This window comes from Streptomyces sp. NPDC001604 (assembly GCF_042893475.1).
Classification (GTDB): domain Bacteria; phylum Actinomycetota; class Actinomycetes; order Streptomycetales; family Streptomycetaceae; genus Streptomyces.
Map to the genome: position 1 here is coordinate 253,705 of NZ_JBIAUY010000004.1, position 22,550 is coordinate 276,254.

A 22,550-nucleotide genomic window follows, 5' to 3' on the forward strand; every position below is an offset into this window, starting at 1 on the left:
GCGGGGCTGTGTTGGATTTGCGGCTACCGCCGCGTGGGCGCGACAAGCCACAGAAGTCCCGCAGCCGCCAACGAAGCAACAGCTCCCCGCCCCTTGGGCGAACTAGCCCCGAAGCACTGCTCCCGCCCGCTCGCCCGCGAGGGCAACCGCCGCATCCCGAGCCGCAGACGCCTCGTCAACGGTCAGGGTCCGGTCGGACGCCCGGAACCGCAGCGCGTAGGCCAGCGACTTCTTCCCCTCACCCAACTGCTCGGCGTTCTCGTAGACGTCGAACAGCCGGATGCTCTCCAACAGCTCACCCGCCCCGTCCCGCAGCGCAGCCTCCACCTCGGCATGCGGCACGAACGTGTCGACGACCAGCGCGACATCCTGCGTGGCCACCGGGAACGTGGAGATGCCCGGCGCCTGCGGGGTGTCGTTGCCGACCTGCTCCAGCACATCCAGGTCGATCTCCATCGCACTGGTGCGCTCGGGCAGCCCGAAGGCCTTCACCACCCGCGGGTGCAGCTCACCCGCGTGCCCGACGACCGTCTCCGTGCCGTCGAGGACGACCACGAGCTCGGCGCAGCGACCGGGGTGCCACGGACCGTACTGGCCCTTGCGGACGATCAGTTCGGCTCCGGCCTCCCGCGCGGCGACGCGTCCGGCCTCGACCGCGTCGGCCCAGTCGGCCGGACGGCCCTTGCCCCACCAGCCGGCCTGCTCGCGGGCGCCCGCGAGGACGACGGCGACATGGCGCGGCTGCTCGGGCAGCGCGGCGTTCAGTTCGGCGATCTCCTCGTCGGTGGGACGCCGGTCGACGGGCAGGGCGACGGCGGTCTTCTGCTCCTCGCGCGGGAGGAACACCAGCCCGGTCTCGAACAGCGCGAGGTCGTGCGAGCCGCGGCCGTTGTTGCGCCGCAGGGCACCCAGCAGGCCCGGCAGCAGCGAGGTGCGGAGCGCGGGCTCCTCGTCGCTGAGCGGGTTGGTGAGCTTCACGACGCGGCGGTTCGGGTCGTCGGCCTCCAGCAGCAGCTGGTCGAAGACCTGCTCGCTGACGAACGGGTAGTTGGGCGCCTCGACATAGCCCGCCCCGGCCAGCGCGCGGCCGACCCGGCGGTGCAGCCGCTGCCGGTGGGTGAGGCCGCGGCCCGAGGGGAGCTTGGGCAGCGTGGAGGGCAGGTTCTCGTAGCCCTCCAGGCGGATGACCTCCTCCGCGATGTCATTGACCTCGAGGAGGTCGGGCCGCCAGGACGGCACGGTGACGATCAGCTCGTCCTGTCCGTACACGTCGCAGCCGATCTCCTGCAGCCGCCGTACGACGGTCTCGCGGCCGTAGTCGACGCCCGCCACCTTGTCCGGGTGGTTGGCCGGGACGGTGATGGTGTGCGGGGCGGACGGCGTGATGACCTCGGTGACGCCGGCCTCCGCGGTGCCGCCCGCGAGCAGCACCAGCAGGTCGACCGTGCGCTGTGCGGCGGCGGCCGCGGCCTGCGGGTCGACGCCGCGCTCGAAGCGGCGGGAGGCCTCCGAGGACAGCTTGTGGCGGCGGGCGGTGCGCGCGATGGAGACCGCGTCGAAGTGCGCGGCCTCGATCACGACGTCGCTGGTCGCGTTCTCGGTGTCGTCGTGGTCGGCGATCTCGGTGTTGGCGCCGCCCATGACACCCGCGAGGCCGATGGGGCCGCGCTCGTCCGTGATCACGAGGTCCTCGGCGTCCAGGGTGCGGGTGACGCCGTCGAGGGTGACGAGCTTCTCGCCCTGCTCGGCCCTGCGGACACCGATGGCGCCCTGGATCAGCGAGCGGTCGTAGGTGTGCAGCGGCTGGCCGAGCTCCATCATCACGTAGTTGGCGATGTCGACGGCGAGCGAGACCGGGCGCATGCCGACCTTCTGCAGGCGGCGCTGCAGCCAGATCGGGGAGCGTGCCTCGGGGCTGAGCCCGGTGACCGTGCGCGCGGTGAAGCGGTCGCAGCCGAGCGGGTCGGAGACCTGCACCGGGTAGCCGAACGCGTTCGGGCCGGGCACGTCGATCAGGGCCGGGTCGCGCAGCGGCAGTCCGTAGGCGATGGCGGTCTCGCGGGCGACGCCGCGGATGGACAGGCAGTCGCCGCGGTTGGCGGTGACGGCGATGTCCAGGACCTCGTCGACCAGCTCGAGCAGCTCGATGGCGTCCTTGCCGACCTCGGCCTCCGGCGGCAGCACGATGATGCCGTGCGTGCCGTCGTCGCCCATGCCCAGCTCGTCGCTGGAGCAGATCATGCCGTGGGAGGTCTTGCCGTAGGTCTTGCGCGCGGAGATCGAGAAGCCGCCGGGCAGCGTGGCACCCGGGAGCACGACGACGACCTTGTCGCCGACGGCGAAGTTGCGGGCGCCGCAGACGATCTCCTGGGGCTCGCCGGTGCCGTTGGCCTGGCCGACGTCGACGGTGCAGAAGCGGATCGGCTTCTTGAACTCCGTCAGCTCCTCGATGGTCAGCACCTTGCCGACGACGAGCGGGCCCTTGAGGTCGGCGCCGAGGTGCTCGACGGTCTCGACCTCGAGCCCCGCCGAGACGAGCTTCTCCTGGACGTCACGGCCGGTTTCCGTCGCCGGCAGGTCGACGTACTCCCGCAGCCAAGAAAGCGGGACCCGCATCAGATCTCCATCCCGAACGGCCGGGTGAACCGGACGTCACCCTCGACCATGTCTCGCATGTCCTCGACGTTGTGGCGGAACATCAGCATCCGCTCGATGCCGAACCCGAAGGCGAAGCCGCTGTACTTCTCCGGGTCGACGCCGCAGGCGGTGAGCACCCGCGGGTTGACCATGCCGCAGCCGCCGAGCTCGATCCAGCCTTCGGAGGAGCAGGTGCGGCAGGGGCGGTCGGGGTTGCCGACGGACTCGCCGCGGCACACGTAGCACACCATGTCCATCTCGGCGGACGGCTCCGTGAACGGGAAGAAGTTGGGCCGCAGCCGCGTCTTCATGCCCTCGCCGAACAGCGACTGGACCATGTGGTCCAGGGTGCCCTTGAGGTCGGCCATGGTCAGGCCCTCGTCCACGGCGAGCAGCTCGACCTGGTGGAAGACGGGCGTGTGCGTGGCGTCCAGCTCGTCGGTGCGGTACACCCGGCCCGGGCAGATCACGTAGACCGGCAGCTCACGGCTGAGCAGCGAGCGGATCTGGACCGGCGAGGTGTGGGTGCGCAGCACGACACCGGACTCGGTGCCGCCCTCGGGGCCTTCGACGAAGAAGGTGTCGTGCTCACCGCGGGCCGGGTGGTCCGGGCCGATGTTGAGCGCGTCGAAGTTGAACCACTCGGCCTCGATCTCGGGGCCCTCGGCGACCTCGTAGCCCATGGCCACGAAGACGTCCTCGATGCGCTCCGAGAGGGTGGTCAGGGGGTGGCGGGCGCCGGCCGGTACGCGGTCGTACGGCAGCGTGACGTCCACCGACTCCTCGACCAGCACGCGCGCGTCCCGCTCGGCCTCCAGCTCGGCCTGGCGGCCGGCGAGCGCCTTGTTGACGGCGCCGCGGGCCTGACCGACCAGCTTTCCGGCGGCGGCCTTGGCGTGCGGGGGCAGGGCGCCGATCTCGCGGTTGGCGAGGGCCAGCGGGGAGGTGCCCCCGGTGTGGGCGACCTTGGCCTCCTGGAGCGCGTCGAGGGAGTCCGCGGCTGCGAAGGCGGCGAGCGCCTCGTCCCGCATGCGCTCGATCTCTTCCGGTTTCAAGGCCTCGACCTCTACCGGGTCGTACGACTTATTCGGTGCCGACATCTCTTCCCGTGCTTCCGATTGGCTGGCTGAAGGTCCCCGTCACCGACTCACACAGAGGTCAGAGGGCCGTCCATGGGACACAAAGGTGCCAAAGGCCGAGTCTAACGGGGTGGAGGTGTACGAATGCGCCCGTGGGCCGCTCTCCGGCTCTCAGGTGAGATACGCCGGGGCCGCCACGGGCAACGTAAATCGGAACTCGGCGCCGCCCTGGGTGCCGCGGCCGACCGTGATGGTGCCGCCGTGGGCCTCGACGATGCCCTTGACGATGTAGAGCCCGAGACCCGTGCCACCGCGCTTGCTGCCCCGCCAGAAGCGGGTGAAGACGCGGTTCATGGACTCCTCCGGGATGCCGGGCCCCTCGTCGCTCACCGTGACCGACGTGCCGGTGTCCTCTCCCTCCCGGGGGGACTCCGTGGCCGTGATGTCAATCGTGACGGTTCCCTCGCCGTGCCGCACCGCATTTTCCAGCAGGTTGCTCAGCACCTGGTCGATCTTGTCGGGGTCGGCCCACAGCGCGGGCAGCGGCTGCTCGATCCTGAGCAGGAACCGGTCGGCGGGCTGCCCGGCGGCGACGTACGCCTGGATGTGCCGTCCCACGGCCGCGCCGATGTCGACGGGCTGGCGCCGCACTTCCAGCCGTCCGCTGTCGATCCGCGAGATGTCCAGCAGCTCGGCGATGAGCCGGGTGACGCGGTCTGCGTCGGCGTCGACGGTCTCCAGCATCAGCCGCTTCTGGTCGTCGGTGAACCGTTCCCACTTGGCGAGCAGCGTGGCGGTGAAGCCCTTGACGGAGGTCAGGGGCGACCTGAGTTCATGGGCCACGGTCGCTATCAGCTCCGCGTGGCTGCGCTCGGTGCGGCGGCGGGCCTCGGTGTCGCGCAGCGAGACGACGACACGGCGGACCGGGCCGGTGGGTTCACTGCGGACGTACCGGGCCGATACGAGGACCTCCCGTCCACCGGGAAGCAGCAGGTTCCGCTCGGGCTGCCGCCGCCGGATGGCGAGCCCGCCGTACGGGTCGGTCAGCTGCCACCAGCGCCGCCCCTCCAGGTCCTCTAACGGCAGCGCCTTCTCCAGCCGCTGCCCGAGGGCGTCCCGGGCGGGGACGGCGGTGATGCGTTCGGCGGCGGCGTTGAAGCAGATGACGTGGCCGTGCTCGTCGGCGACGACGAGGCCGTCGGGCAGTTGGTCGGGGTCGATGCCGAGCTCGGCGAGATCACCGTGCCGGGGCGCGGGTGCGCGCCGCGCGTCCCGTGATCCCCGTGCCCTGCTCGTGCCGACACTCATTCCCCGCAAACCCACCCTTCAGACGGCGCAGGTGGCCCCCGAGCTGGTCACCCTACTAGCTGTCAGTGACGGAACGGCACCCTGTGGAGGCGCGCTGTGCACGGGCCGACGCATACAGACATACGGCGGCCGCGGTGGCGAGGTTCAGGCTCTCGGCCTTCCCGTGGATCGGCACGCGCACCACGGCGTCCGCGAGCGCGCGGGTCTCCTCCGGAAGCCCCCACGCCTCGTTTCCGAACACCCAGGCCGTCGGCCCGCCCATGGTGCCCTTGTCGAGCTCGTCGTCCAGGTCGGTCCCGGCCCCGTCGGCGGCGAGGATCCGCACACCGGCCCGCCTGAGCCCCTCGACCGCCTCCTCCACGGGGACGCCGACGGCGACCGGAAGATGGAACAGCGAGCCCACGGAGGCCCGTACGGCCTTGGGGTTGTAGAGGTCGACGGACGCGTCGGTCAGTACGACGGCCTCGGCGCCGGCGGCATCGGCGCACCGCAGCACGGTCCCGGCGTTCCCCGGGTCGCGCACGTTGGCGAGTACGGCCACCAGCTTCGGCTCGGCGGCCAGGATCTCCTCGAGGGGCGTGTCGATGAACCGGCAGATCCCGACGAGCCCCTGTGGGGTGACGGTGGTCGAGATGTCGGCGATCACGTCATCGGCGGCGAGATGCACCCGGGCGCCGGTGGCTCGTGCCTCGCCGATGATGTCGGCGTACCGCTCGGCGGCCTCGACCGTAGCGAACAGCTCGACCAGCGTGTCGCCGTAGGCCGCCGCCTCCCGCACGGCCTGCGGTCCCTCGGCGAGAAACAGCCGCTCCTTGCTCCGGAAGTTCCGCCGGGCGAGCCGCCGGGCGGCGGAGACGCGGGGGGAACGGGGGGAGATCAACTCGGGGCTGGCGGAGGGCATGGGGCTCACTTTCGGAAAACTACACAACAGGACCCGCAAGCCCGGAGGCCTGCGGGTCCCTCATGTCACGTCGGCTCAGGGCCGGCGCAGCGTCACGCGGCCTTCGGCGCGTTGACGTCGGCCGGGAGGGCCTTCTGCGCAACCTCGACCAGCGCGGCGAACGCGGTGGCGTCGTTGACGGCCAGCTCGGCCAGGATCTTGCGGTCGACCTCGACGTTCGCGGCCTTCAGACCCTGGATGAAGCGGTTGTACGTGATGCCGTTGGCGCGGGCAGCGGCGTTGATGCGCTGGATCCACAGCTGGCGGAAGTCACCCTTGCGCTTCTTGCGGTCGTTGTAGTTGTAGACCAGCGAGTGGGTGACCTGCTCCTTGGCCTTGCGGTACAGGCGCGAACGCTGACCGCGGTAGCCGGAGGCCTGCTCGAGGATCGCCCGGCGCTTCTTGTGGGCGTTGACTGCCCGCTTGACGCGTGCCACTTGTTAACTCCTTGTAGCGGGGCCGTGGTTGGACTCACACGGCCCGGAAACGATTGGGTCCCGGTCCAGACGTACGGCGCTCGGCGATCGAATGATCAGGCGCCGCTCACGTCACTTGCCGAGAAGCTTCTTGATCTTCGCGGCGTCGCCCGGGGCCATCTCGGCGTTGCCGGTGAGGCGACGCGTCACGCGGGACGACTTGTGCTCGAGCAGGTGGCGCTTGCCGGCGCGCTCACGGAGCACCTTGCCGGAGCCGGTGACCTTGAAGCGCTTGCTGGCACCGCTGTGCGACTTGTTCTTCGGCATAGCGCCGTTCTCTCCTCGTCGGTGGCGCTCCGGTGCCCGGTCACGAAAACCGGGCACGGTGGAGCGTCGTTCGTGTTTCGGTTACATCCTGGGGACCTGCGTCCCCCGGGATCACGCCTCGGCGGAAGCCTCGGCAGGGGCCTCGGTCTCCACGGCGTTCTCGGTCTCCGCGGCGTTCTGCGACTTGCCGGGGTTGGCCTTCGCGTCTGCCTTGCGGGCTTCCTGCGCCTGGCGGGCCTCGGCCATCGCCTCGGTCTTCTTCTTGTGCGGACCGAGGACCATGATCATGTTTCGGCCGTCCTGCTTCGGGTTCGACTCAACGAAGCCGAGGTCCTGGACGTCCTCCGCGAGACGCTGCAGCAGTCGGTAGCCGAGTTCCGGCCGGGACTGCTCGCGACCACGGAACATGATCGTGATCTTGACCTTGTCGCCCTGCTTGAGGAACCGGACGACGTGACCCTTCTTGGTGTCATAGTCGTGCGGGTCGATCTTCGGCCGGAGCTTCATCTCCTTGATGACCGTGTGCGCCTGGTTCTTGCGCGCCTCACGGGCCTTCATGGCCGACTCGTACTTGAACTTCCCGTAGTCCATGAGCTTGCACACGGGCGGACGGGCGTTCGCCGCGACCTCGACCAGGTCCAGGTCGTACTCCTGCGCAAGCTCCAGTGCCTTGGCCAGCGGGACGATGCCCACCTGCTCGCCACTGGGACCGACAAGTCGCACCTCGGGAACGCGAATCCGGTCGTTGATGCGGGGCTCGGCGCTGATGGATCCTCCTCGGTTAGCACCACACGGCGGTCTGGCGGACAGCCGCGTATGTCTCTTTCGTTAGACCTAACCGCGCCGAAGCATGAAAAATGCCCCGGACGATCACAGGCGGGGCTCCAAAGCACTACCGGAGCACCGCCGCGATGACGCGGGGCGCGCTTTCGGGCGACTCCATCGTCCGTACGGAACGATGGTGGCCGCCTGACCGGGGTGACCCGCCGTCCCTGGGGACGGTCAGGTGGGAGATCGGAGCCTCCACTTGTGGGCCGGACACGCGAGCGTCCAGCCGGTCGTCACACAAGGTTAGCAGCAACCCGGGGGTGGTGCTAACCGGCCTGCACCGGGCCCTATCGTGTGGGGCATGAGTGACACCCCTCCTGAGTCTTCCGAGTCCCCCGCCGACTTCGACGCCATGACCCGCGACATCGCCGAGGTCCCCGCCGTCGAGGTGATCGTGACGGTCGCCGTCAACCTGATGAGCGCCGCCGCGGTGAAGCTCGGTCTGACCGAGGAGGGCGACAAGTACAAGGACCTGGACGAGGCCCGCAAGCTGGTGACCGCGCTGGCCGGCCTGCTGGACGCGAGCACGACCGAGATCAGCTCCTTCCACGCGGCGCCGCTGCGCGACGGCCTGAAGTCGCTGCAGCTGGCGTTCCGCGAGGCCTCGCTGGTGCCGGACGAGCCGGGCCAGGGGCCGGGCGAGAAGTACACGGGCCCGGTGTACGGCTAGCTCCGGGTAGTAGATCTATCAGCCACGTACGTACAAGGGCTCGCCCGGCGGCGTCGCCCCGGCCGGCAGGAGTGCCAGGTCGAGGCCGCGCACCAGGCGGGCCCTCAGTGTTTCGTCGGCGGCGAGGCGCTCGGCGACCGCACGGGCGGCCTCGGCGGGTGCGGCGGACTCGTCCAGTACGAGGGCGAGGGTGCCGTCGGCCTGGCCGGGCCCGAGGTGGGCGCGCCGCACGGCGGGCTCGGCGGCGACCGCGGTCCGTACCGCCTCCCGTACGGCAGGGTCGGCGAGCGGGTCGGCCGTCGTACGTCCCTCGGCGAGCGCGAGCAGCGCGGAGCCCGTCAGTTCGAAGGGCACGGGTCCGGCCAGGTCCAGTACCACCGTGTCCGCCTTCTCGTGCGCGGCGGCCTGCAGCGCCTGGTGCAGGGGGACGGCGACGGGGCGGGCCGCCGGGTCCCAGCGGGCCAGCGAGTCGGTGGAGGTGAAGGCCGGCAGGGCGGTGCGGGATCCGGCCTTGAGGGTCGGTACGGCCATGTCGCTGGTCTTCTCGCGGCGCAGCCCGTTCTCGTCCTCCTCGACCTCGCCGAGGACTGCCACCACGGGGACGAGCAGCCGGGCGCCCTTGAGTGCCTCCAGGACGGGGCCCACAGCGGTGCGGTCCTCGGCCCAGGCGGTGAGCGCGGCGCTGAGCCGGGGGTCGGCGGTGCCGTCGTCGTCGGAGAAGCAGGAGTCGGGAATGTTCTTGTTCGCCACGGTCACCGACCCTATCGGGCGGATATCGGGGGGATGCTGCTGGGCTTGTGCGGCACCGGAAACCGCTGGTTCACAGGATTCACGGCTTTCTCAGATTTCCCTGACGCACATCTAACTTCGGCCTAACGGGGCGCACAGTCGCCGCCCCCAGCATCGCGGGATGGAGTCCTCCAGAGCCCGCCGCAGCCGCCGCGCTCGTCCGTCCAGGACGCGCATCCTGCTCCACACCGCCCTCGCCGTCATGGCCGTCGTCGGCGGTACGGCCGCCGGGACCGTGTATGTGAAGGCTCGGGCGCACTCCGGTGGGAGCCCCGTATCGTCGGCGACGGCGACGGCGACGGCGTCGGCCTCCGCCTCGGGCACGGCGGACGGGGAGGATGCGGTGGAACCTGTGGCGGAGCCTGCTGTGGACCACGACGCACAGCTGGCCACGGCCGTGAAGTCGGTGCCGGTCGAGGACGGCGCCGAGGTGTCGGTGGCGGTGCTGGACCTGGACTCGGGCGAGAGCGCCTCGTACGGGGACGGCTCGTTCGACACGGCCAGCATCGTCAAGGTCGACATCCTGGCGGCGCTGCTGCTCCAGGCGCAGGACGCGGGCCGGCATCTCACGGCGGCCGAGAAGGCGTACGCCACCACGATGATCGAGAGCAGCGACAACACCGCCGCCTCCGAGCTGTGGCGGACCATCGGCAGGGCGGAGGGTCTCGACGCCGCGAACGAGCGGCTGGGGCTCACGGACACCGAGGGCGGCGACGGCATGCTGTGGGGGCTGACGCAGACCACGGCGGCCGACCAGCTCACGCTGCTGCAGCAGGTGTTCGGGGAGGACTCGAAGCTGAGCGAGGCCTCGCGGACGTATCTGCAGGGGCTGATGCGACGGATCGAGGCCGACCAGCAGTGGGGTGTGTCGGCGGCGGCCGACGGCTCGAAGTGGGCGCTGAAGAACGGCTGGCTGCCGCGCAGCACGACCGGGCTGTGGGACGTCAACAGCATCGGGCGGGTGACGGTCGAGGGCAGCGACCATCTGGTGGCCGTGCTGTCCAGGGGCAACTCGACGCAGACGAAGGGGATTTCGCTGGTCGAGTCGGTGGCGAAGGCGGCGGTCGCGGCGCTCGCGGGGTCCGCCTCGCCCTCCGCGTCCGTCCCGGAGTGACGGGCCGGCGGGCTCAGAACCCGTCGAAGCGTGGGCGGCGGCCGCGCCACAGCACGACAGCCGCGACGAGCAGCACCCCGCCGAGGCTGCCCGCGAGCGGGGCCGCCCAACCGCTGGTGCCGTCACCGGACTTGGACTCGTCCGGCCCTGGGCCGAAGTACTTCTCGCCGTACGACACCGCCCGCAGGCCCTTGGGCTTGAGGCGGCCGGCGGCCTTGATCGCGGCGACCGGGTCGATCATGCCGAAGCCGCGGGAGTCGTCGCGGCCGCCGGCGGGAGGGTTGCGGGCGGTGTCCTCGAGGAGCTGCTTGATCTGGGCCGGGGTCAGCCCGGGGTGGGCGGCCTTGATGAGGGCGACCGCGCCCGAGACGAACGCCGAGGCGGCGCTGGTCCCCCAGCCCTCGTAGTACTTGTGGTCTGGGTCGGCGATGACGATCTTGTCGCCGGGGGCGCTGACGGTGGCGTACCAGCGGCGGGTGGAGAACGAGGCGCGGACGCCGAAGCGATCGACGGCGGTCGCGGCGATGACGCCCGGGTAGGCGGCCGGGTAGGAGACGTGGTCGCCCTTGTCGCCGCCGTTGCCGGCCGAGGCGACGACGGTCACGTTCTTCTTCAGGGCGTACTGGACGGCCTCGTCCTCGGCGGGTTCGGGGTGGGCGGAGGCCGAGTCGTCGCCGAGGGAGAGGTTGATGACGTCGGCGCCGTGGTCGGTGGCCCAGCGGATGCCTTCCGCGAGGGCGTTGCCGCGGGTGGCGCGGGCCTTGCCGCGGGCGGTGTCGCCGTCCTCGAGGATCACCCGCACCGGCAGGATCTTCGCCTCGGGGGCGATGCCCATGACGCCGTCGGCGTCGCCGGGGCCGTGTCCGTGCCCGGCGATGATGCCGGCCATGGCCGTGCCGTGCCTGGCCCATGCCCGGTCGCCCTGCTCGGCCCCGAAGCCGATCATGTCCTGGGCGGGCAGGACGTTGCCGACGAGGTCGGGGTGGTCGGCCTCCACGCCGGTGTCGAGGACGGCGACGGTGATGCCCCTGCCCTTGGTGATCTGCCAGGCCTGCTGGGTGTGCATGGCGTCGAGCGCCCACTGCTGGGCACGGATGCCGTCGGCGTGCGCGACCGTGGACGGCACCAGGGCGAGGGAGGCGGCGAGCAGGACACTCAGCGCTGCGGTGCGACGCGTCACGAGGGGTTCTCCGTGGGCGAGGTGACGTCTTTGCGCAGGGCCCGTTCGATGCGGTCGGCGAGGCCCTGGGCCTCGTTGCCGAGGCCTGCCTGGGCGGGGGCCGCCGTGGCGCCGGCCTGGGTGGCCTGCTCGGCGGGGACCGGGGTGTCGACGCTGCGGCCGTCGGCCCAGCCGGAGACGGCGTAGACGACGACGGGGGCGTCGGTGAGGACGGAGACGGTCCAGGAGGCGCGCTGATCGCTGCCGAAGCGGGCGGCGGCGGTGTTCTTCGCGGCGTAGGGGCGGGGCATGAGGTCGGTGCGGGTGCCGAGGCCCTGGCTCTGGAAGCGTTTGGCGAGGGAGTTCATGGCTGCGGTGTCGGCGTCGGTGAAGAGGAGGCCGACGGTGGTGACGAAGCTCTGGGTGGCGTCGGTGTAGGTGGCGCGGAGCAGTCGCCGGCAGCCGACCGGTGCGAGAGCCTTCTGCAGCAGCGGGTCGAAGGCGTTCTTGCAGCCGCTGTCCGGTGCTACGGCGATGCGGGTCCAGGTCCGGTCGGCGCCGCCGGGTCCGGCACCCGTGCCCTGCACGGTGCGCGGGAACAGCTGGTCCACGGGCGCGTTGTGCCACAGATCCCCGGCCGCGGCGAACGTGTCCTGCCCGCCGTCGTCCCCGGAACCGCCGACCAGCCAACTCCCGGTCACGGCCCCGCCGATGAGGCCGAGCCCGAGCACGACACAGGCGGCGACGGCGACGGTGCGCGAACGCACCCGCCCCCCTAGCGGCCGCGGCCGCACCCGCTCGTCGTACCCCTCGGGCTCCCCGAACGACACCACGGGCCGCCCACCCCCGAGTCCCCCGCCGGGCACCCCCGGAGCACTCCAGGACAGCGCCGGATCGGGCCCCAGACCCTCCACCCGAGTGCCCGGCAAGGGCGGCATGGGCGGCGACTGCGACGCGGGGCCGACGCTCGGGCGCGTGGAGGGCATGGGAGGCGTGGCCCCGTCAGGGGTTGCCCCCGGCCGGGCAGGGGGCACCGACGTGGACGAACCGGGCCGATGTGTCGGCTGGGCAGGGGCAGTGGCCGGGCGGGATGGCGCCGTGGCCGCGCCCGGGCGGGCATCCGCCGCCGGGGAGGTACTGCCGGGACGGCCGGCCGGGGGCATGGGCCCCGCAGCCGAGCCGGACCGACGGGTCGGATCGGCGGGGGCAGCAGTCGGGCGGGGCGGCGGCGGGGCAGTGTCCCGGCGGGCATCCGCCGCCGGCTGGACGCCGCCGGGCCGGCCGGCCGGCTGCGCGGCAGCACCCGGGCGGGCAGGGGGCATGGGCCTGGCAGCCGAGCCGGGGCGCCGCGGCGGGTCGGCGGGGGCCGGGGACGTGGTCGAACCGCCAGGGGTCTCCACCGGACGAGCAGGAGGCGCGGCCGCTGCCGACTCAGGGCGGTGCGACGGGTCAGCGGACGACGACCCCGACCGCGTGCCCGGACCGGCCGAAGCAGAAGGACTCGGCGGGACGGCCGAGCCAGAACCCGAAACCGCCCCCGCAGAAGGCATCCGACCAGCAGCCGAACCAGCACGGCGCCGCGGATCAGCAGACGGCGACGACGACCCCGACGACCTGCCCGAACCGGCCGAAGCAGAAGGACTCGGCGGGACGGCCGAACCAGACCCCGAAACCGCCCCCGCAGAAGGCATCCGACCAGCAGCCGAACCAGCACGGCGCCGCGGATCAGCAGACGGCGACGACGACCCCGACGACCTGCCCGAACCGGCCGAAGCAGAAGGACTCGGCGGGACGGCCGAGCCAGAACCCGAAACCGTCCGCGCAGAAGGCATCCGACCAGCAGCCGAATCGGTGCGGCGTCGCGGGTCAGCGGATGGCGAACCGGATCGCGTGCCCGAAGCAGCGGGAGCGTCCGGAGTGGTCGGCGGGATCGGGCGTAGGCGTGTGGTGGACTCCTGGGGGGTTTCCACGGGTGTGGGGCGGTGCCTCGGGCGTGGAGGTACGGCGGTGCGGGCTTCCTCGCGGTCGGCCGCCGGAGGGGTGTCCGGGAAGCGGGCCGAGGCCTGCGGCGGGGGTGGCGTCTGCGGGCTCGACCAGGCCTCGCCCCCCACCACACCGCCCCCGGTCGGTTCGGGCTCGGCGTTCGAACCCGTGGAGGGGGTGCGGTGACCGAAGGCCTCGAAGCGTTCGGAGCCCCGCCACGGGGACCAGGCCCCGCCGGAGGTCGTCTCGGCGTCCCCCGGCCGGCTTTCCGACGGCGACGACCCGACCGTCGGCGGCTGGGCAGGGCGCGGCGGAATGGAGGCGTGCTGCGCTTCCGTGCTCATGCGCCCCCCGTTTCCTCGCGCCCGGGCCGTCTACCTGTACGCGGGCCGTCGTCCTTGCGCTCAACCGATCGACGCCGGGCCAGTCCGTCCCGGGCACGCATACCCGCACGAACGGACCGGCATCCGGATGCATGTGCAACCGGCGCCGTTCCGCCGTACGTGCGCGTCACTCTACGGGCTGCCCCTGTCGATGCGGGAACCAGTCCACGAGCACGAGGCATCTGCCCGGAACGTCCCCCTACCCTGCGGTAATCCTGTCTGGCAGGCTTCGTTCATGACTGCGCGCGCCGCCGACCGGGTCCGTTACGACCGGGCCACCGCCCATCTCGACGCCCCTCTCGCCATCGTGGACCTGGATGCCTTCGACGCCAACGCGGACGACCTCGTGCGCCGCGCGGGCGGCAAGCCGATCCGGGTCGCCAGCAAGTCCGTCCGCTGCCGGCCCCTGCTGGAGCGGGTCCTCGCGAGGGACGGGTTCGCGGGCATCATGTCGTTCACCCTCGCCGAGTCCCTGTGGCTGGCTCGCGGCGGCTTCGACGACATCCTGCTCGCCTATCCGTCCGCGGACCGCGCCCGCTTCGCCGAGCTGGCCTCCGACCCCAAGCTCGCCGCCGCCGTGACCGTGATGATCGATGATCCCGCGCAGCTGCGGCTCATCGACGAGGCCCGCGAGGGCGGGCGTGAAGTCATCCGGGTCTGCCTGGAGTTGGACACCGCTCTGAAGCTGTTCGGGGGGCGCGTGCGCGTCGGGGCGCGCCGCTCGCCGCTGCACTCGCCCGCCCAGGTCGCCGACATGGCCCGGCTGGTGGCCCGGCGGCCGGGGTTCAAGGTCGTGGGGATCATGGCGTACGAGGGCCACATCGCCGGCGTCGGGGACTCCGTCGCCGGGCGGCCGCTGCGGTCGCGTGCCGTACGGCTCATGCAGGCGACGGCCCGCCGGGAGCTCGCCGAGCGGCGCGGCGAGGTGGTGCGTGCGGTGCGGGCCGTCGTACCGGATCTGGAGTTCGTCAACGGCGGCGGCACCGGCAGCGTGCAGCACACCGCCGCCGAGGACGCCGTCACCGAGATCGGCGCCGGTTCGGGGCTGTACGTGCCCCGGCTGTTCGACAACTACACCTCGTTCAGCGGGCGTCCGGCGGCCCTGTTCGCCCAGCCCGTCGTACGGCGCCCAGGGGTCGGGGTCGTCACGGTCCTCGGCGGCGGATATCCCGCCTCCGGTGCGCCCGGCAGCGACCGGCTGCCCGTCCCGTACCTGCCCGAGGGGCTGCGCTACGACCCACAGGAGGGGCCCGGCGAGGTGCAGACCCCGCTGCTCGGCTCCCCCGCCGACGACCTGCTGATCGGCGACAAGGTGTGGTTCCGGCACGCCAAGGCCGGTGAGCTGTGCGAGCGCTTCGACGTGCTGCACCTGGTCGAGGGGGACGCGGTGACGGCGACCGTCCCGACGTACCGCGGGGAAGGCCACACCTTCCTCTAGGCGGTGGAGTGCCGGTCAGTACACGGTGTCCGCCTGGTCCGGGACGACGAAGCCGTCGTCCCGCAGGAGGGCGTCCTTGGCGCCGTCGGACGCGTTGTGGGCCTTGGTCGAGCACGGGTACGGGTCCGGCCTGCGCGGCAGGGGGTCGATGAACATGGGGTTGATCAGCCAGCGGCCGTCGGCGTTGTCGTAGGCCCGGCACATCAGTTCCGGCTTGTTGCGGTTGAGGACGAGGTGTGCGCCGGTCGCGTCGCCGACGAAGGTGACGTCGGTGTCGGCGTCCCCGGCCGCGAGGACCGGGCGCCGCGGCCACGGCTGCCGTTGCCAGGCTGCGGCGCCGTGGACGCCGTAGATCTCCTGGTTGATCCAGCAGCGCTTGCCGTCGATGTACGGGATCGCCGTGCCGCGGGTCGCGGGGACGTTGCCGCAGCCCTGGTTGCTGGGTGTGATGCGGCCGCGGCGGTCGAGGAGCGAGCGGATGGCGATGGTGTGGGCGGGGTCGATGCCGATGGCCCGGGACCAGACCTCGGTGATCGGTTCGGAGCCCGCGGAGACGATGTAGACGTCGAATCCGGCCCGCCGGAGGGTGCGGATGAGGTCGCGCTGCTGGTCGTAGTAGCGGACGTAGGCGGGCACGGTGTGGGTGCCGAGGGTGCGGGTGGCGCCGATGGGCGCCGCCAGGGCCTCGGTGCGGGCCTCGCGGGCGTAGGAGGCGAGGTCGGCGGGGGTGCGGCCGGCGAAGAGCTGGGGGACCCAGGCGTACTGCGGGACGGTGCGGCGGTGGTTCCAGGTGCCGGCGAAGGCAGGGGCGCCGCTCGCGGTGGTGGCGTTCTCGCGGATGTCGAGGATCTCGTCCGTGCAGCGGGCGTTGGCCGAGGTGCGCAGTGGTTCGGGGGTGCCGGTGCCACAGGCCTCGGTCAGGGCGCGGTCGGCGGCGTCGGTGAGCCAGGGGCTGGTGTCCTTCCAGCGGGCCGGGCGCAGGAGCCGGTCGTGTCTGAGGACCCAGGAGAGAGTGGCGTCGGTGACGTCGTTCTTGGTGACGGTGTTGTCCCAGTCGAAGACGGCGACCGGGTGGCCGCCGGCTCCCGAGCAGGTGCCGCGTTCGTCGATCACCTGCTGGAGGCGGGCGCGGTTGTCGCCGTACCAGATGCCGGTCAGGCGGGGGCAGTTCGAGTGCGGGGGAACGGGGGGTGCGGTGGGCGCGGCCGCCAGGGCGGCGGCCGCGGCCAGGGTCCACGCGAGAAGGGGTCGCATACGCGTGGACCGTACCGTTTCGTCCCTACAGCGGCGTGACGTACGCGCCCGCGATTCCGCCGTCCACCAGGAAGTCGGTGGCATTGACGAAGGAGGAGTCGTCGCTGGCCAGGAAGGCGACGGCGGCGGCGATCTCCTCGGCCTCGGCGAACCGGCCGACCGGGATGTGGACCAGGCGGCGGGCGGCCCGCTCGGGGTCCTTCGCGAACAGTTCCTGGAGGAGCGGGGTGTTGACCGGGCCCGGGCAGAGGGCGTTCACGCGGATGCCCTCGCGGGCGAACTGCACGCCCAGTTCGCGGGACATGGCGAGCACGCCGCCCTTGGAGGCCGTGTACGAGATCTGGGAGGTGGCGGCGCCCATCCGGGCCACGAAGGACGCCGTGTTGATGATGGAGCCCTTGCCCTGCTGCCGCATGTAGGGGATGGCGGCCTTGCAGCAGAGGTAGACGGAGGTGAGGTTGACCTCCTGGACGCGCTTCCAGGCCTCCAGGCCGGTCTCCAGGATGGAGTCGTCGTCGGGCGGGGAGATGCCCGCGTTGTTGAAGGCGATGTCGACGCTGCCGTAGGTGTCGAAGGCCGTCTTGAAGAGGGCCTCGACCTGCTCGGCGTCGGTGACGTCGACCTTGACGAAGGTCCCGCCGACCTCGTCGGCGGCCGCCTTGCCGCGGGCCTCGTCGACGTCGCCGCAGACGACGTTCGCGCCCTCGGAGGCGAGCCGGCGCGCGGTGGCGAGGCCGATGCCGCTGCCGGCTCCGGTGATGACGGCCGTACGGCCCACCAGGCGGCGGCAGCCGGGGGTCTGGGGGGAACCCCCAGGAGATGTATCAGTCTGTTCGGTCATGAGCGGTCAGGCCTCCGTGCTGATGAAGACGTTCTTGGTTTCGGTGAAGGCGGCCAGGGCGTCCGGGCCGAGCTCGCGGCCCAGGCCGGACTGCTTGTAGCCGCCGAAGGGGGTCCAGTAGCGGACGCTGGAGTGGGAGTTGACGGAGAGGTTGCCGGCGCGGACGGCCCGCGAGACGCGCAGGGCGCGGCCCAGGTCGCGGGTCCACAGGGAGCCGGCCAGTCCGTACGGGGTGTCGTTGGCGAGGCGGACCGCGTCGGCCTCGTCGGTGAAGGGCAGCAGGACGGCGACGGGGCCGAAGATCTCCTCGCGGGACGCCTCCGAGTCGTGCCGCTCGCCGGTGAGGACGGTCGGCGGGAACCAGAAGCCGGGCCCGTCCGGGGCGTTCCCGCGCAGGGCCGGGGCGTCGTCGGACACGAAGGACCGCACCCGGTCCAGCTGTTGACGGCTGATCAGCGGACCCATCTGGGTCTTCTCGTCGGCGGGGTCGCCCACGACGACGGACGCCAGCGCGTCGGCGAGCAGTTCGCGGACCTCGTCGTACACCGCTTCCTGGACCAGGATCCGGGTGCGGGCGCAGCAGTCCTGGCCGGAGTTGTCCAGGAAGGAGAAGGGGTCGACGGCGGTCTTGAGGTCGGCGTCGGCGAAGACGATGTTGGGGCTCTTGCCGCCGAGTTCGAGCGTGACCGGCTTGACCAGCCGGGCGCAGCGCTCCATGACCTCGCGGCCGGTGCGCGTGGAGCCGGTGAACACGATCTTCGCCACGTCGGGGTGGTCGACGAGTGCACGGCCGGCGGTGTGGCCGTAACCCGGGACGACCTGGAAGAGGTGCTCCGGCAGGCCCGCCTCCAGGGCGAGTTCGGCCAGCCGCAGGGCCGTCAGCGGGGTGGTCTCGGCGGGCTTGAGGACGACCGCGTTGCCCGCGGCGAGGGCCGGGAAGGAGCCCCAGGCGGCGATGGGCATCGGGAAGTTCCAGGGCGCGATGACGCCGACCACGCCGAGCGGCTCCTGGAAGGTGACGTCCCAGCCGCCGGTCACGGGGATCTGCTTGCCGAGGAGGCGTTCGGCACCGCCCGCGGAGTACAGCAGGAGGTCACGGGCGTTGCCGGCCTCCCAGCGGGCGTTGCCGAGGACGTGGCCCGCCTCGCGGACCTCCAGCTGGGCCAGCTCCTCGACGTGCGCGTCGACGACGTCGGCGAAGCGGCGCAGCAGCCGGGCCCGGTCGGCGGGTGCGGCGGCCGCCCAGGTCCGCTGGGCGGACACCGCGCGGGTGACGGCGCGGTCCACCTCGGCCGCGTCTGCGGCGGGGACGGTGGCGACGACCTCCTCGGTGGCCGGGTTCAGTACGACGAGTTCGTGCTCGGCAGACAACAGGGGCCTCACATGCGTTCGAAGGAGCGGCGCAGCTCCCAGTCGGTCACCGCGGCGTCGAAGGCCTCGAGCTCGACGCGCGCCATGTTGCGGTAGTGCGCGACGACCTCGTCGCCGAAGGCGGCCTTGGCGATGGGGCTGTTCTCCCAGAGCTCGGCGGCCTCGCGCAGGGTGGTCGGGACGTGCTCGTACTCGGCGGTGTACGCGTTCCCCGCACAGGGCTCGGGCAGCTCCAGCTTCTGCTCGATGCCGTACAGCCCGGCCGCGACCAGCCCGGCGACGGCGAGGTGCGGGTTGACGTCACCGCCCGGCAGCCGGTTCTCGAAGCGCAGCGAGCGGCCGTGGCCCACGACTCTGAGCGCACAGGTGCGGTTGTCGTAGCCCCAGGCGACGGCGGTCGGGGCGAAGGAGCCCGGCTGGAACCGCTTGTAGGAGTTGATGTTGGGGGCGTACAGGAGCGAGAAGTCGCGCAGGGCGGCGAGCTGTCCGGCGAGGAAGTACCGCATGACGTCCGACATGCCGCCGGGGTCGTCGGAGGAACCCGCCATGGCGTTGTTCCCCGCCGCGTCCGCCAGCGAGAGGTGGATGTGGCAGGAGTTGCCCTCCCGCTCGTTGTACTTGGCCATGAAGGTGATCGACACGCCCTCCTGGGCGGCGATCTCCTTGGTGCCGGTCTTGTAGATGGCGTGCTGGTCGCAGGTGACGAGGGCGTCGTCGTAGCGGAAGGCGATCTCGTGCTGGCCCGGGTTGCACTCGCCCTTGGCGGACTCGACCGTCAGGCCGGCGCCCGCCATCTCGTTGCGGATACGGCGCAGCAGGGGCTCGATGCGTCCCGTGCCCAGCACCGAGTAGTCGATGTTGTACTGGTTCGCCGGCGTCAGCCCTCTGTAATTGGCGTCCCAGGCCTGCTCGTAGGTGTCCTTGAAGACGATGAACTCCAGCTCGGTGCCGACCTGGGCGGTGAAGCCGTGCTCGGCGAGGCGCTCCAGCTGGCGGCGGAGGATCTGCCGCGGGGCGGCGACCACGGGCGAGCCGTCGTTCCAGGCGAGGTCGGCGATCAGCATGGCGGTACCGGCGTTCCAGGGCACCCGGCGCAGGGTGCGCAGGTCCGGGTGCATGGCGAAGTCGCCGTAGCCGCGCTCCCAGGAGGACATCGCGTAGCCGTCGACCGTGTTCATCTCGGTGTCGACGGCGAGGAGGTAGTTGCAGCCCTCGGTGCCGTGGTGGAGGACCTCGTCGAGGAAGAAACGTGCGGCGAACCGCTTGCCCTGGAGCCGCCCTTGCATGTCGGGGAAGGCCAGGACGACAGTGTCGATCTCACCGCTCGCGACGAGGGCATGCAGCTCCTCGACGCTGAGCGGGGGTGTGCGGTCTGCCACGGGAGAGCTCCTTCGGCTTCTGCTCGCTTTTTCGACCGGGCCGGAAGCCATAAGGTATTGCGGAGAACCATTGCTTGGGAAGGGGGTGCGGCGGGATGTCGCTGGATCCGGACGGCAGCCTGGAGGACCGGCTCACACCGGTACTGCGGCCGGTGCGCGCGGGCAACGGCTTCGAGGAGGCTCTGGAGCAGATCCTGCAGGTCGTACGGCTGGGCCTGGTGCCGGGGGGCGAGCGGCTGCCCGCCGAGCGGGAGCTGGCGGAGCGGCTCGGGATCAGCCGGGTGACGCTGCGCGAGGTGCTGAAGGTGCTGCAGGACCAGGGTCTGGTGGAGTCCCGGCGCGGGCGTTACGGCGGCACGTTCGTCCTGCCGCGTGCGGACGCGGGCGGCGAGGACGAGCTGCGGCGGCGGGTCGCCGAGGTCGACATCGAGGACGTCCTGCGTTTCCGGGAGGTCCTGGAGGTCGGGGCGGCCGGGCTGTGCGCCACGCACGGCCTGGGCAAGGAGCAGGCGGACCGGCTGCGCGAGGCGCTGGCCCGCACGGGCGACGCCCCGCTCGCCGACTACCGGCGGCTGGACACGATGCTGCATCTGACGCTGGCCGAGCTGTGCGGATCGCCGACACTCACCGCGCAGTACGCGGCGGTCCGGGCCACGGTGAACGACCTGCTCGACTGCATCCCGCTGCTCGTCCGCAACCTGGAGCACTCGCAGCGGCAGCACGTCGCGCTGGTGGAGACGGTGCTGGACGGGGACGCGGACGGGGCGCGGGAGATGATGCGGGAGCACTGCGCCGGGACGGCGGCGCTGCTCAGGGGCTTCCTGGCGTGAGGAGCCGCTTTCCCGGGGGCCTTGCCTTCGAGGGCCCCTCTCGACAAAGGTACGAATACAATCCTTTGCAGGACCGGGAGGGCGCATGGCGGACGGGCCGCTGATCGGCATCAGCACGTATCTGGAGGCCGGGGCGCGCTGGGGCGTGTGGGAGCTGGAGGCCGCGCTGCTGCCGGCCGGCTACCCGCGGCTGGTGCAGCGCGCCGGCGGACTGGCCGCGATGCTGCCGCCGGACGCTCCGGAGCACGCCTCCGCGGCCGTCGCACGTCTCGACGGTCTGGTGATCGCGGGCGGCCCGGACGTCGAGCCGGTCCACTACGGCGCGGAGCCCCATCCGCGGACGGGCCCTCCGGCCCGTGCCCGGGACGCCTGGGAACTGGCGCTGATCGATGCCGCTCTGGCCGCGCGCATCCCCCTGCTGGGCATCTGCCGGGGCATGCAACTCCTGAACGTCGCCCTGGGCGGCACGCTGGTCCAGCACATCGACGGCCACGCCGAGGTCGTCGGCGTCTTCGGCCACCACCCGGTCAAGCCGGTGCCCGGCACGCGGTACGCCGCCGCCGTCCCCGAGGAGACGTCCGTACCGACCTATCACCACCAGGCCGTCGACCGGCTCGGCACCGGCCTGATCCCCTCGGCCCACGCGGCGGACGGGACGGTGGAGGCACTGGAACTGCCGTCCGCCGACGGCTGGGTGCTGGGTGTGCAGTGGCATCCGGAGATGGGGGACGACCTGCGGGTGATGCGGGCGCTGGTGGAGGCGGCTTCTTCGGCTTCTCCGGCTTCTCCGGCTTCCTCGGCTTCCTCGGCTTCCTCGGCTTCCTCGGCTTCCTCGGCTTCTTCGGCTACGAGGCCTTCAGCCGTCTCCTGAGCCAGGCGAGGGCGGCGTCGCCCTGGGCGCGCTGGAAGGCGCGCAGGGTGGGAAGGCCGGGTGGCGGCGGCTGCAGGGCGTGCGCGACGAAGTAGCCGGCCAACGCGGCGAGAGCGGTGGTGACGGCGTCCGGGTCCGCCTCCCGGCCGACGGGATGAGCGGTGAACACCTCCTCCGGGTCGGGTCCGCCCTGGGCCCTGACGCAGGGCAGCATCACCAGCAGGTCGAACCAGGGCGCCGCACGTACCGCGTGCGGCCAGTCGACGAAGACGATGCGGTCGTCGGCGGTGAGCAGCATGTTGTCGGCGCGCAGGTCGGCGTGGGCGAGGGTGTCGCCGGAGGCGGCGGCCGCCCAGTCGGCGGTCAGGTCGGCAAGGCGGGACCGGTGGGCGAGGGCCCATTCGTCCAGGCGGCCGCGGAGCTCGTGCGTCTCCTGTGCGCGCAGGCGCTGCCAGCCGGTGAAGTCGTCGGCGAGGGCCTCGGCGACGGGTGGTGCGGCCACGGGGGACGGGGTGAGGGTGCGGCTGAGCTCTCCCACGGCGTCGAGGACGCGCTGCAACTCCCGCTCCCGCCAGGGGACATGGGGCTGGCGGCCCGGGATCTCCTCCAGGACCAGGGCGACCCAGGTGCCGTCGTCGTAGGTGCCGAGGAGGCGGGGCGCGGGGACGGTGTGCGGGAGGGCGGCGGTGTGGCGGGCCTCGGTGCGGTGCAGGGTGGGGCTGTGCGGGTTGATGTCCGCGCTGACCGCCTTGACGAAGGCGCGGCGGCCGGCGGCGGTTCGGATGCGAGCGGCCGTGCCCGGGGAGAAGCCGCCGGGTTGGGTTACGGCGTGGACGACGGGGGTGCCGCCGAGCACGTCTGCGACTCCGTCGCGCACGGGGGGTGGGAGTGCCTCCCAGGGGGTGCGGACGCCTGCGGCGGGCGGGGCGGGGA

General features: G+C 72.1%; 19 protein-coding genes and 1 pseudogene. 5 read left to right on the plus strand and 15 right to left on the minus strand.

From position 1 onward, the window contains the following. Positions 1-102 precede the first annotated feature (102 nt). The 7 genes and pseudogenes from pheT to infC form a co-directional block, all read right to left on the minus strand. The gene (pheT, locus tag ACFY1E_RS14275) at positions 103-2,616 is read right to left on the minus strand and encodes a phenylalanine--tRNA ligase subunit beta (protein WP_389075366.1); all 2,514 of its coding nucleotides are present in this window, start codon (positions 2,614-2,616) and stop codon (positions 103-105) included. After that, entirely contained in the window at positions 2,616-3,737 is a 1,122-nt protein-coding gene (pheS, locus tag ACFY1E_RS14280; RefSeq protein ID WP_389075369.1) for a phenylalanine--tRNA ligase subunit alpha, read from the minus strand. The genes pheT and pheS overlap by 1 nt, the downstream gene beginning before the upstream one ends. A gap of 150 nt (positions 3,738-3,887) precedes the next feature. After that, positions 3,888-5,024, minus strand: a complete 1,137-nt coding sequence (locus tag ACFY1E_RS14285) for an ATP-binding protein (protein ID WP_389075370.1) — start codon at positions 5,022-5,024, stop codon at positions 3,888-3,890. Between the two features lie 55 nt (positions 5,025-5,079). Beyond that, positions 5,080-5,925 (minus strand): TrmH family RNA methyltransferase, encoded by an 846-nt coding sequence (locus tag ACFY1E_RS14290; RefSeq protein WP_389075373.1) that lies wholly within the window; start codon positions 5,923-5,925, stop codon positions 5,080-5,082. A gap of 92 nt (positions 5,926-6,017) precedes the next feature. After that, positions 6,018-6,401 carry a 50S ribosomal protein L20 gene (gene rplT, locus ACFY1E_RS14295; RefSeq protein ID WP_004933571.1) on the minus strand — a complete coding sequence of 128 codons (384 nt, stop codon included), beginning with the start codon at positions 6,399-6,401 and terminating at the stop codon, positions 6,018-6,020. Positions 6,402-6,512: 111 nt separating this feature from the next. Next, positions 6,513-6,707 (minus strand): 50S ribosomal protein L35, encoded by a 195-nt coding sequence (gene rpmI / locus ACFY1E_RS14300; protein WP_004933563.1) that lies wholly within the window; start codon positions 6,705-6,707, stop codon positions 6,513-6,515. A 111-nt stretch (positions 6,708-6,818) separates the two neighbouring features. Beyond that, a pseudogene (gene infC / locus ACFY1E_RS14305) lies at positions 6,819-7,500 on the minus strand (translation initiation factor IF-3). A 336-nt stretch (positions 7,501-7,836) separates the two neighbouring features. Between infC and ACFY1E_RS14310 the strand changes: the two are divergent. Beyond that, the gene (locus ACFY1E_RS14310) at positions 7,837-8,205 is read left to right on the plus strand and encodes a DUF1844 domain-containing protein (protein ID WP_351466327.1); all 369 of its coding nucleotides are present in this window, start codon (positions 7,837-7,839) and stop codon (positions 8,203-8,205) included. A gap of 18 nt (positions 8,206-8,223) precedes the next feature. On the opposite strand, the gene ACFY1E_RS14315 is transcribed toward ACFY1E_RS14310, so the two are convergent. After that, positions 8,224-8,955, minus strand: a complete 732-nt coding sequence (locus ACFY1E_RS14315; RefSeq protein ID WP_389075376.1) for an SseB family protein — start codon at positions 8,953-8,955, stop codon at positions 8,224-8,226. 160 nt (positions 8,956-9,115) lie between these two features. Here ACFY1E_RS14315 and ACFY1E_RS14320 point away from each other — a divergent pair, with 160 nt between their 5' ends. Then, the gene (locus ACFY1E_RS14320) at positions 9,116-10,108 is read left to right on the plus strand and encodes a serine hydrolase (protein WP_389075378.1); all 993 of its coding nucleotides are present in this window, start codon (positions 9,116-9,118) and stop codon (positions 10,106-10,108) included. Between the two features lie 13 nt (positions 10,109-10,121). Here the strand turns inward: ACFY1E_RS14320 and mycP are convergent, their stop codons facing one another. Together mycP and ACFY1E_RS14330 are read right to left on the minus strand one after the other, a co-directional pair. Further along, positions 10,122-11,288, minus strand: coding sequence for a type VII secretion-associated serine protease mycosin (gene mycP / locus ACFY1E_RS14325; protein WP_389075381.1), 1,167 nt, complete (start codon positions 11,286-11,288; stop codon positions 10,122-10,124). Continuing rightward, on the minus strand, positions 11,285-12,034 hold the full coding sequence (locus ACFY1E_RS14330; RefSeq protein WP_389075383.1) for a hypothetical protein: 750 nt from the start codon (positions 12,032-12,034) through the stop codon (positions 11,285-11,287). Before ACFY1E_RS14330 ends, mycP begins: the two co-directional genes overlap by 4 nt. A 1,834-nt stretch (positions 12,035-13,868) precedes the next feature. On the opposite strand from ACFY1E_RS14330, the gene ACFY1E_RS14335 reads away from it, so the two are divergent. Next, complete coding sequence (locus ACFY1E_RS14335) at positions 13,869-15,071, plus strand: amino acid deaminase/aldolase (protein WP_389075386.1); 1,203 nt, start codon at positions 13,869-13,871, stop codon at positions 15,069-15,071. 15 nt (positions 15,072-15,086) lie between these two features. On the opposite strand, the gene ACFY1E_RS14340 is transcribed toward ACFY1E_RS14335, so the two are convergent. The 4 genes from ACFY1E_RS14340 to ACFY1E_RS14355 are packed head-to-tail and all read right to left on the minus strand — an operon-like array spanning position 15,087 to position 19,916. Beyond that, positions 15,087-16,325 carry a haloacid dehalogenase-like hydrolase gene (locus ACFY1E_RS14340; RefSeq protein ID WP_389075388.1) on the minus strand — a complete coding sequence of 413 codons (1,239 nt, stop codon included), beginning with the start codon at positions 16,323-16,325 and terminating at the stop codon, positions 15,087-15,089. Positions 16,326-16,350: 25 nt separating this feature from the next. Beyond that, positions 16,351-17,166 (minus strand): 3-oxoacyl-ACP reductase, encoded by an 816-nt coding sequence (locus tag ACFY1E_RS14345; protein ID WP_389075390.1) that lies wholly within the window; start codon positions 17,164-17,166, stop codon positions 16,351-16,353. Between the two features lie 6 nt (positions 17,167-17,172). Further along, entirely contained in the window at positions 17,173-18,537 is a 1,365-nt protein-coding gene (locus ACFY1E_RS14350; protein ID WP_389075393.1) for an aldehyde dehydrogenase family protein, read from the minus strand. An 8-nt stretch (positions 18,538-18,545) separates the two neighbouring features. Further along, entirely contained in the window at positions 18,546-19,916 is a 1,371-nt protein-coding gene (locus tag ACFY1E_RS14355; RefSeq protein ID WP_389075395.1) for a glutamine synthetase family protein, read from the minus strand. Between the two features lie 95 nt (positions 19,917-20,011). Between ACFY1E_RS14355 and ACFY1E_RS14360 the strand changes: the two genes are divergently transcribed. After that, positions 20,012-20,746 carry a FadR/GntR family transcriptional regulator gene (locus ACFY1E_RS14360; protein WP_389075397.1) on the plus strand — a complete coding sequence of 245 codons (735 nt, stop codon included), beginning with the start codon at positions 20,012-20,014 and terminating at the stop codon, positions 20,744-20,746. Positions 20,747-20,831: 85 nt separating this feature from the next. Then, positions 20,832-21,617 (plus strand): gamma-glutamyl-gamma-aminobutyrate hydrolase family protein, encoded by a 786-nt coding sequence (locus ACFY1E_RS14365; protein ID WP_389075399.1) that lies wholly within the window; start codon positions 20,832-20,834, stop codon positions 21,615-21,617. On the opposite strand, the gene ACFY1E_RS14370 is transcribed toward ACFY1E_RS14365, so the two are convergent. Beyond that, positions 21,592-22,494, minus strand: coding sequence for an aminoglycoside phosphotransferase family protein (locus ACFY1E_RS14370; protein ID WP_389075401.1), 903 nt, complete (start codon positions 22,492-22,494; stop codon positions 21,592-21,594). The genes ACFY1E_RS14365 and ACFY1E_RS14370 overlap by 26 nt on opposite strands. Between the last annotated feature and the right edge of the window lie 56 nt (positions 22,495-22,550).

Excerpts from the sequence above, each read along its gene's own strand:
- pheT (WP_389075366.1), bottom strand. The coding sequence starts at position 2,616 with ATGCGGGTCCCGCTTTCTTGGCTGCGGGAGTACGTCGACCTGCCGGCG.
- pheS (WP_389075369.1), bottom strand. The coding sequence starts at position 3,737 with ATGTCGGCACCGAATAAGTCGTACGACCCGGTAGAGGTCGAGGCCTTG.
- ACFY1E_RS14285 (WP_389075370.1), bottom strand. The coding sequence starts at position 5,024 with ATGAGTGTCGGCACGAGCAGGGCACGGGGATCACGGGACGCGCGGCGC.
- ACFY1E_RS14290 (WP_389075373.1), bottom strand. The coding sequence starts at position 5,925 with ATGCCCTCCGCCAGCCCCGAGTTGATCTCCCCCCGTTCCCCCCGCGTC.
- rpmI (WP_004933563.1), bottom strand. The coding sequence starts at position 6,707 with ATGCCGAAGAACAAGTCGCACAGCGGTGCCAGCAAGCGCTTCAAGGTC.
- ACFY1E_RS14310 (WP_351466327.1), top strand. The coding sequence starts at position 7,837 with ATGAGTGACACCCCTCCTGAGTCTTCCGAGTCCCCCGCCGACTTCGAC.
- ACFY1E_RS14320 (WP_389075378.1), top strand. The coding sequence starts at position 9,116 with ATGGAGTCCTCCAGAGCCCGCCGCAGCCGCCGCGCTCGTCCGTCCAGG.
- ACFY1E_RS14335 (WP_389075386.1), top strand. The coding sequence starts at position 13,869 with ATGACTGCGCGCGCCGCCGACCGGGTCCGTTACGACCGGGCCACCGCC.
- ACFY1E_RS14340 (WP_389075388.1), bottom strand. The coding sequence starts at position 16,325 with ATGCGACCCCTTCTCGCGTGGACCCTGGCCGCGGCCGCCGCCCTGGCG.
- ACFY1E_RS14345 (WP_389075390.1), bottom strand. The coding sequence starts at position 17,166 with ATGACCGAACAGACTGATACATCTCCTGGGGGTTCCCCCCAGACCCCC.
- ACFY1E_RS14360 (WP_389075397.1), top strand. The coding sequence starts at position 20,012 with ATGTCGCTGGATCCGGACGGCAGCCTGGAGGACCGGCTCACACCGGTA.
- ACFY1E_RS14365 (WP_389075399.1), top strand. The coding sequence starts at position 20,832 with ATGGCGGACGGGCCGCTGATCGGCATCAGCACGTATCTGGAGGCCGGG.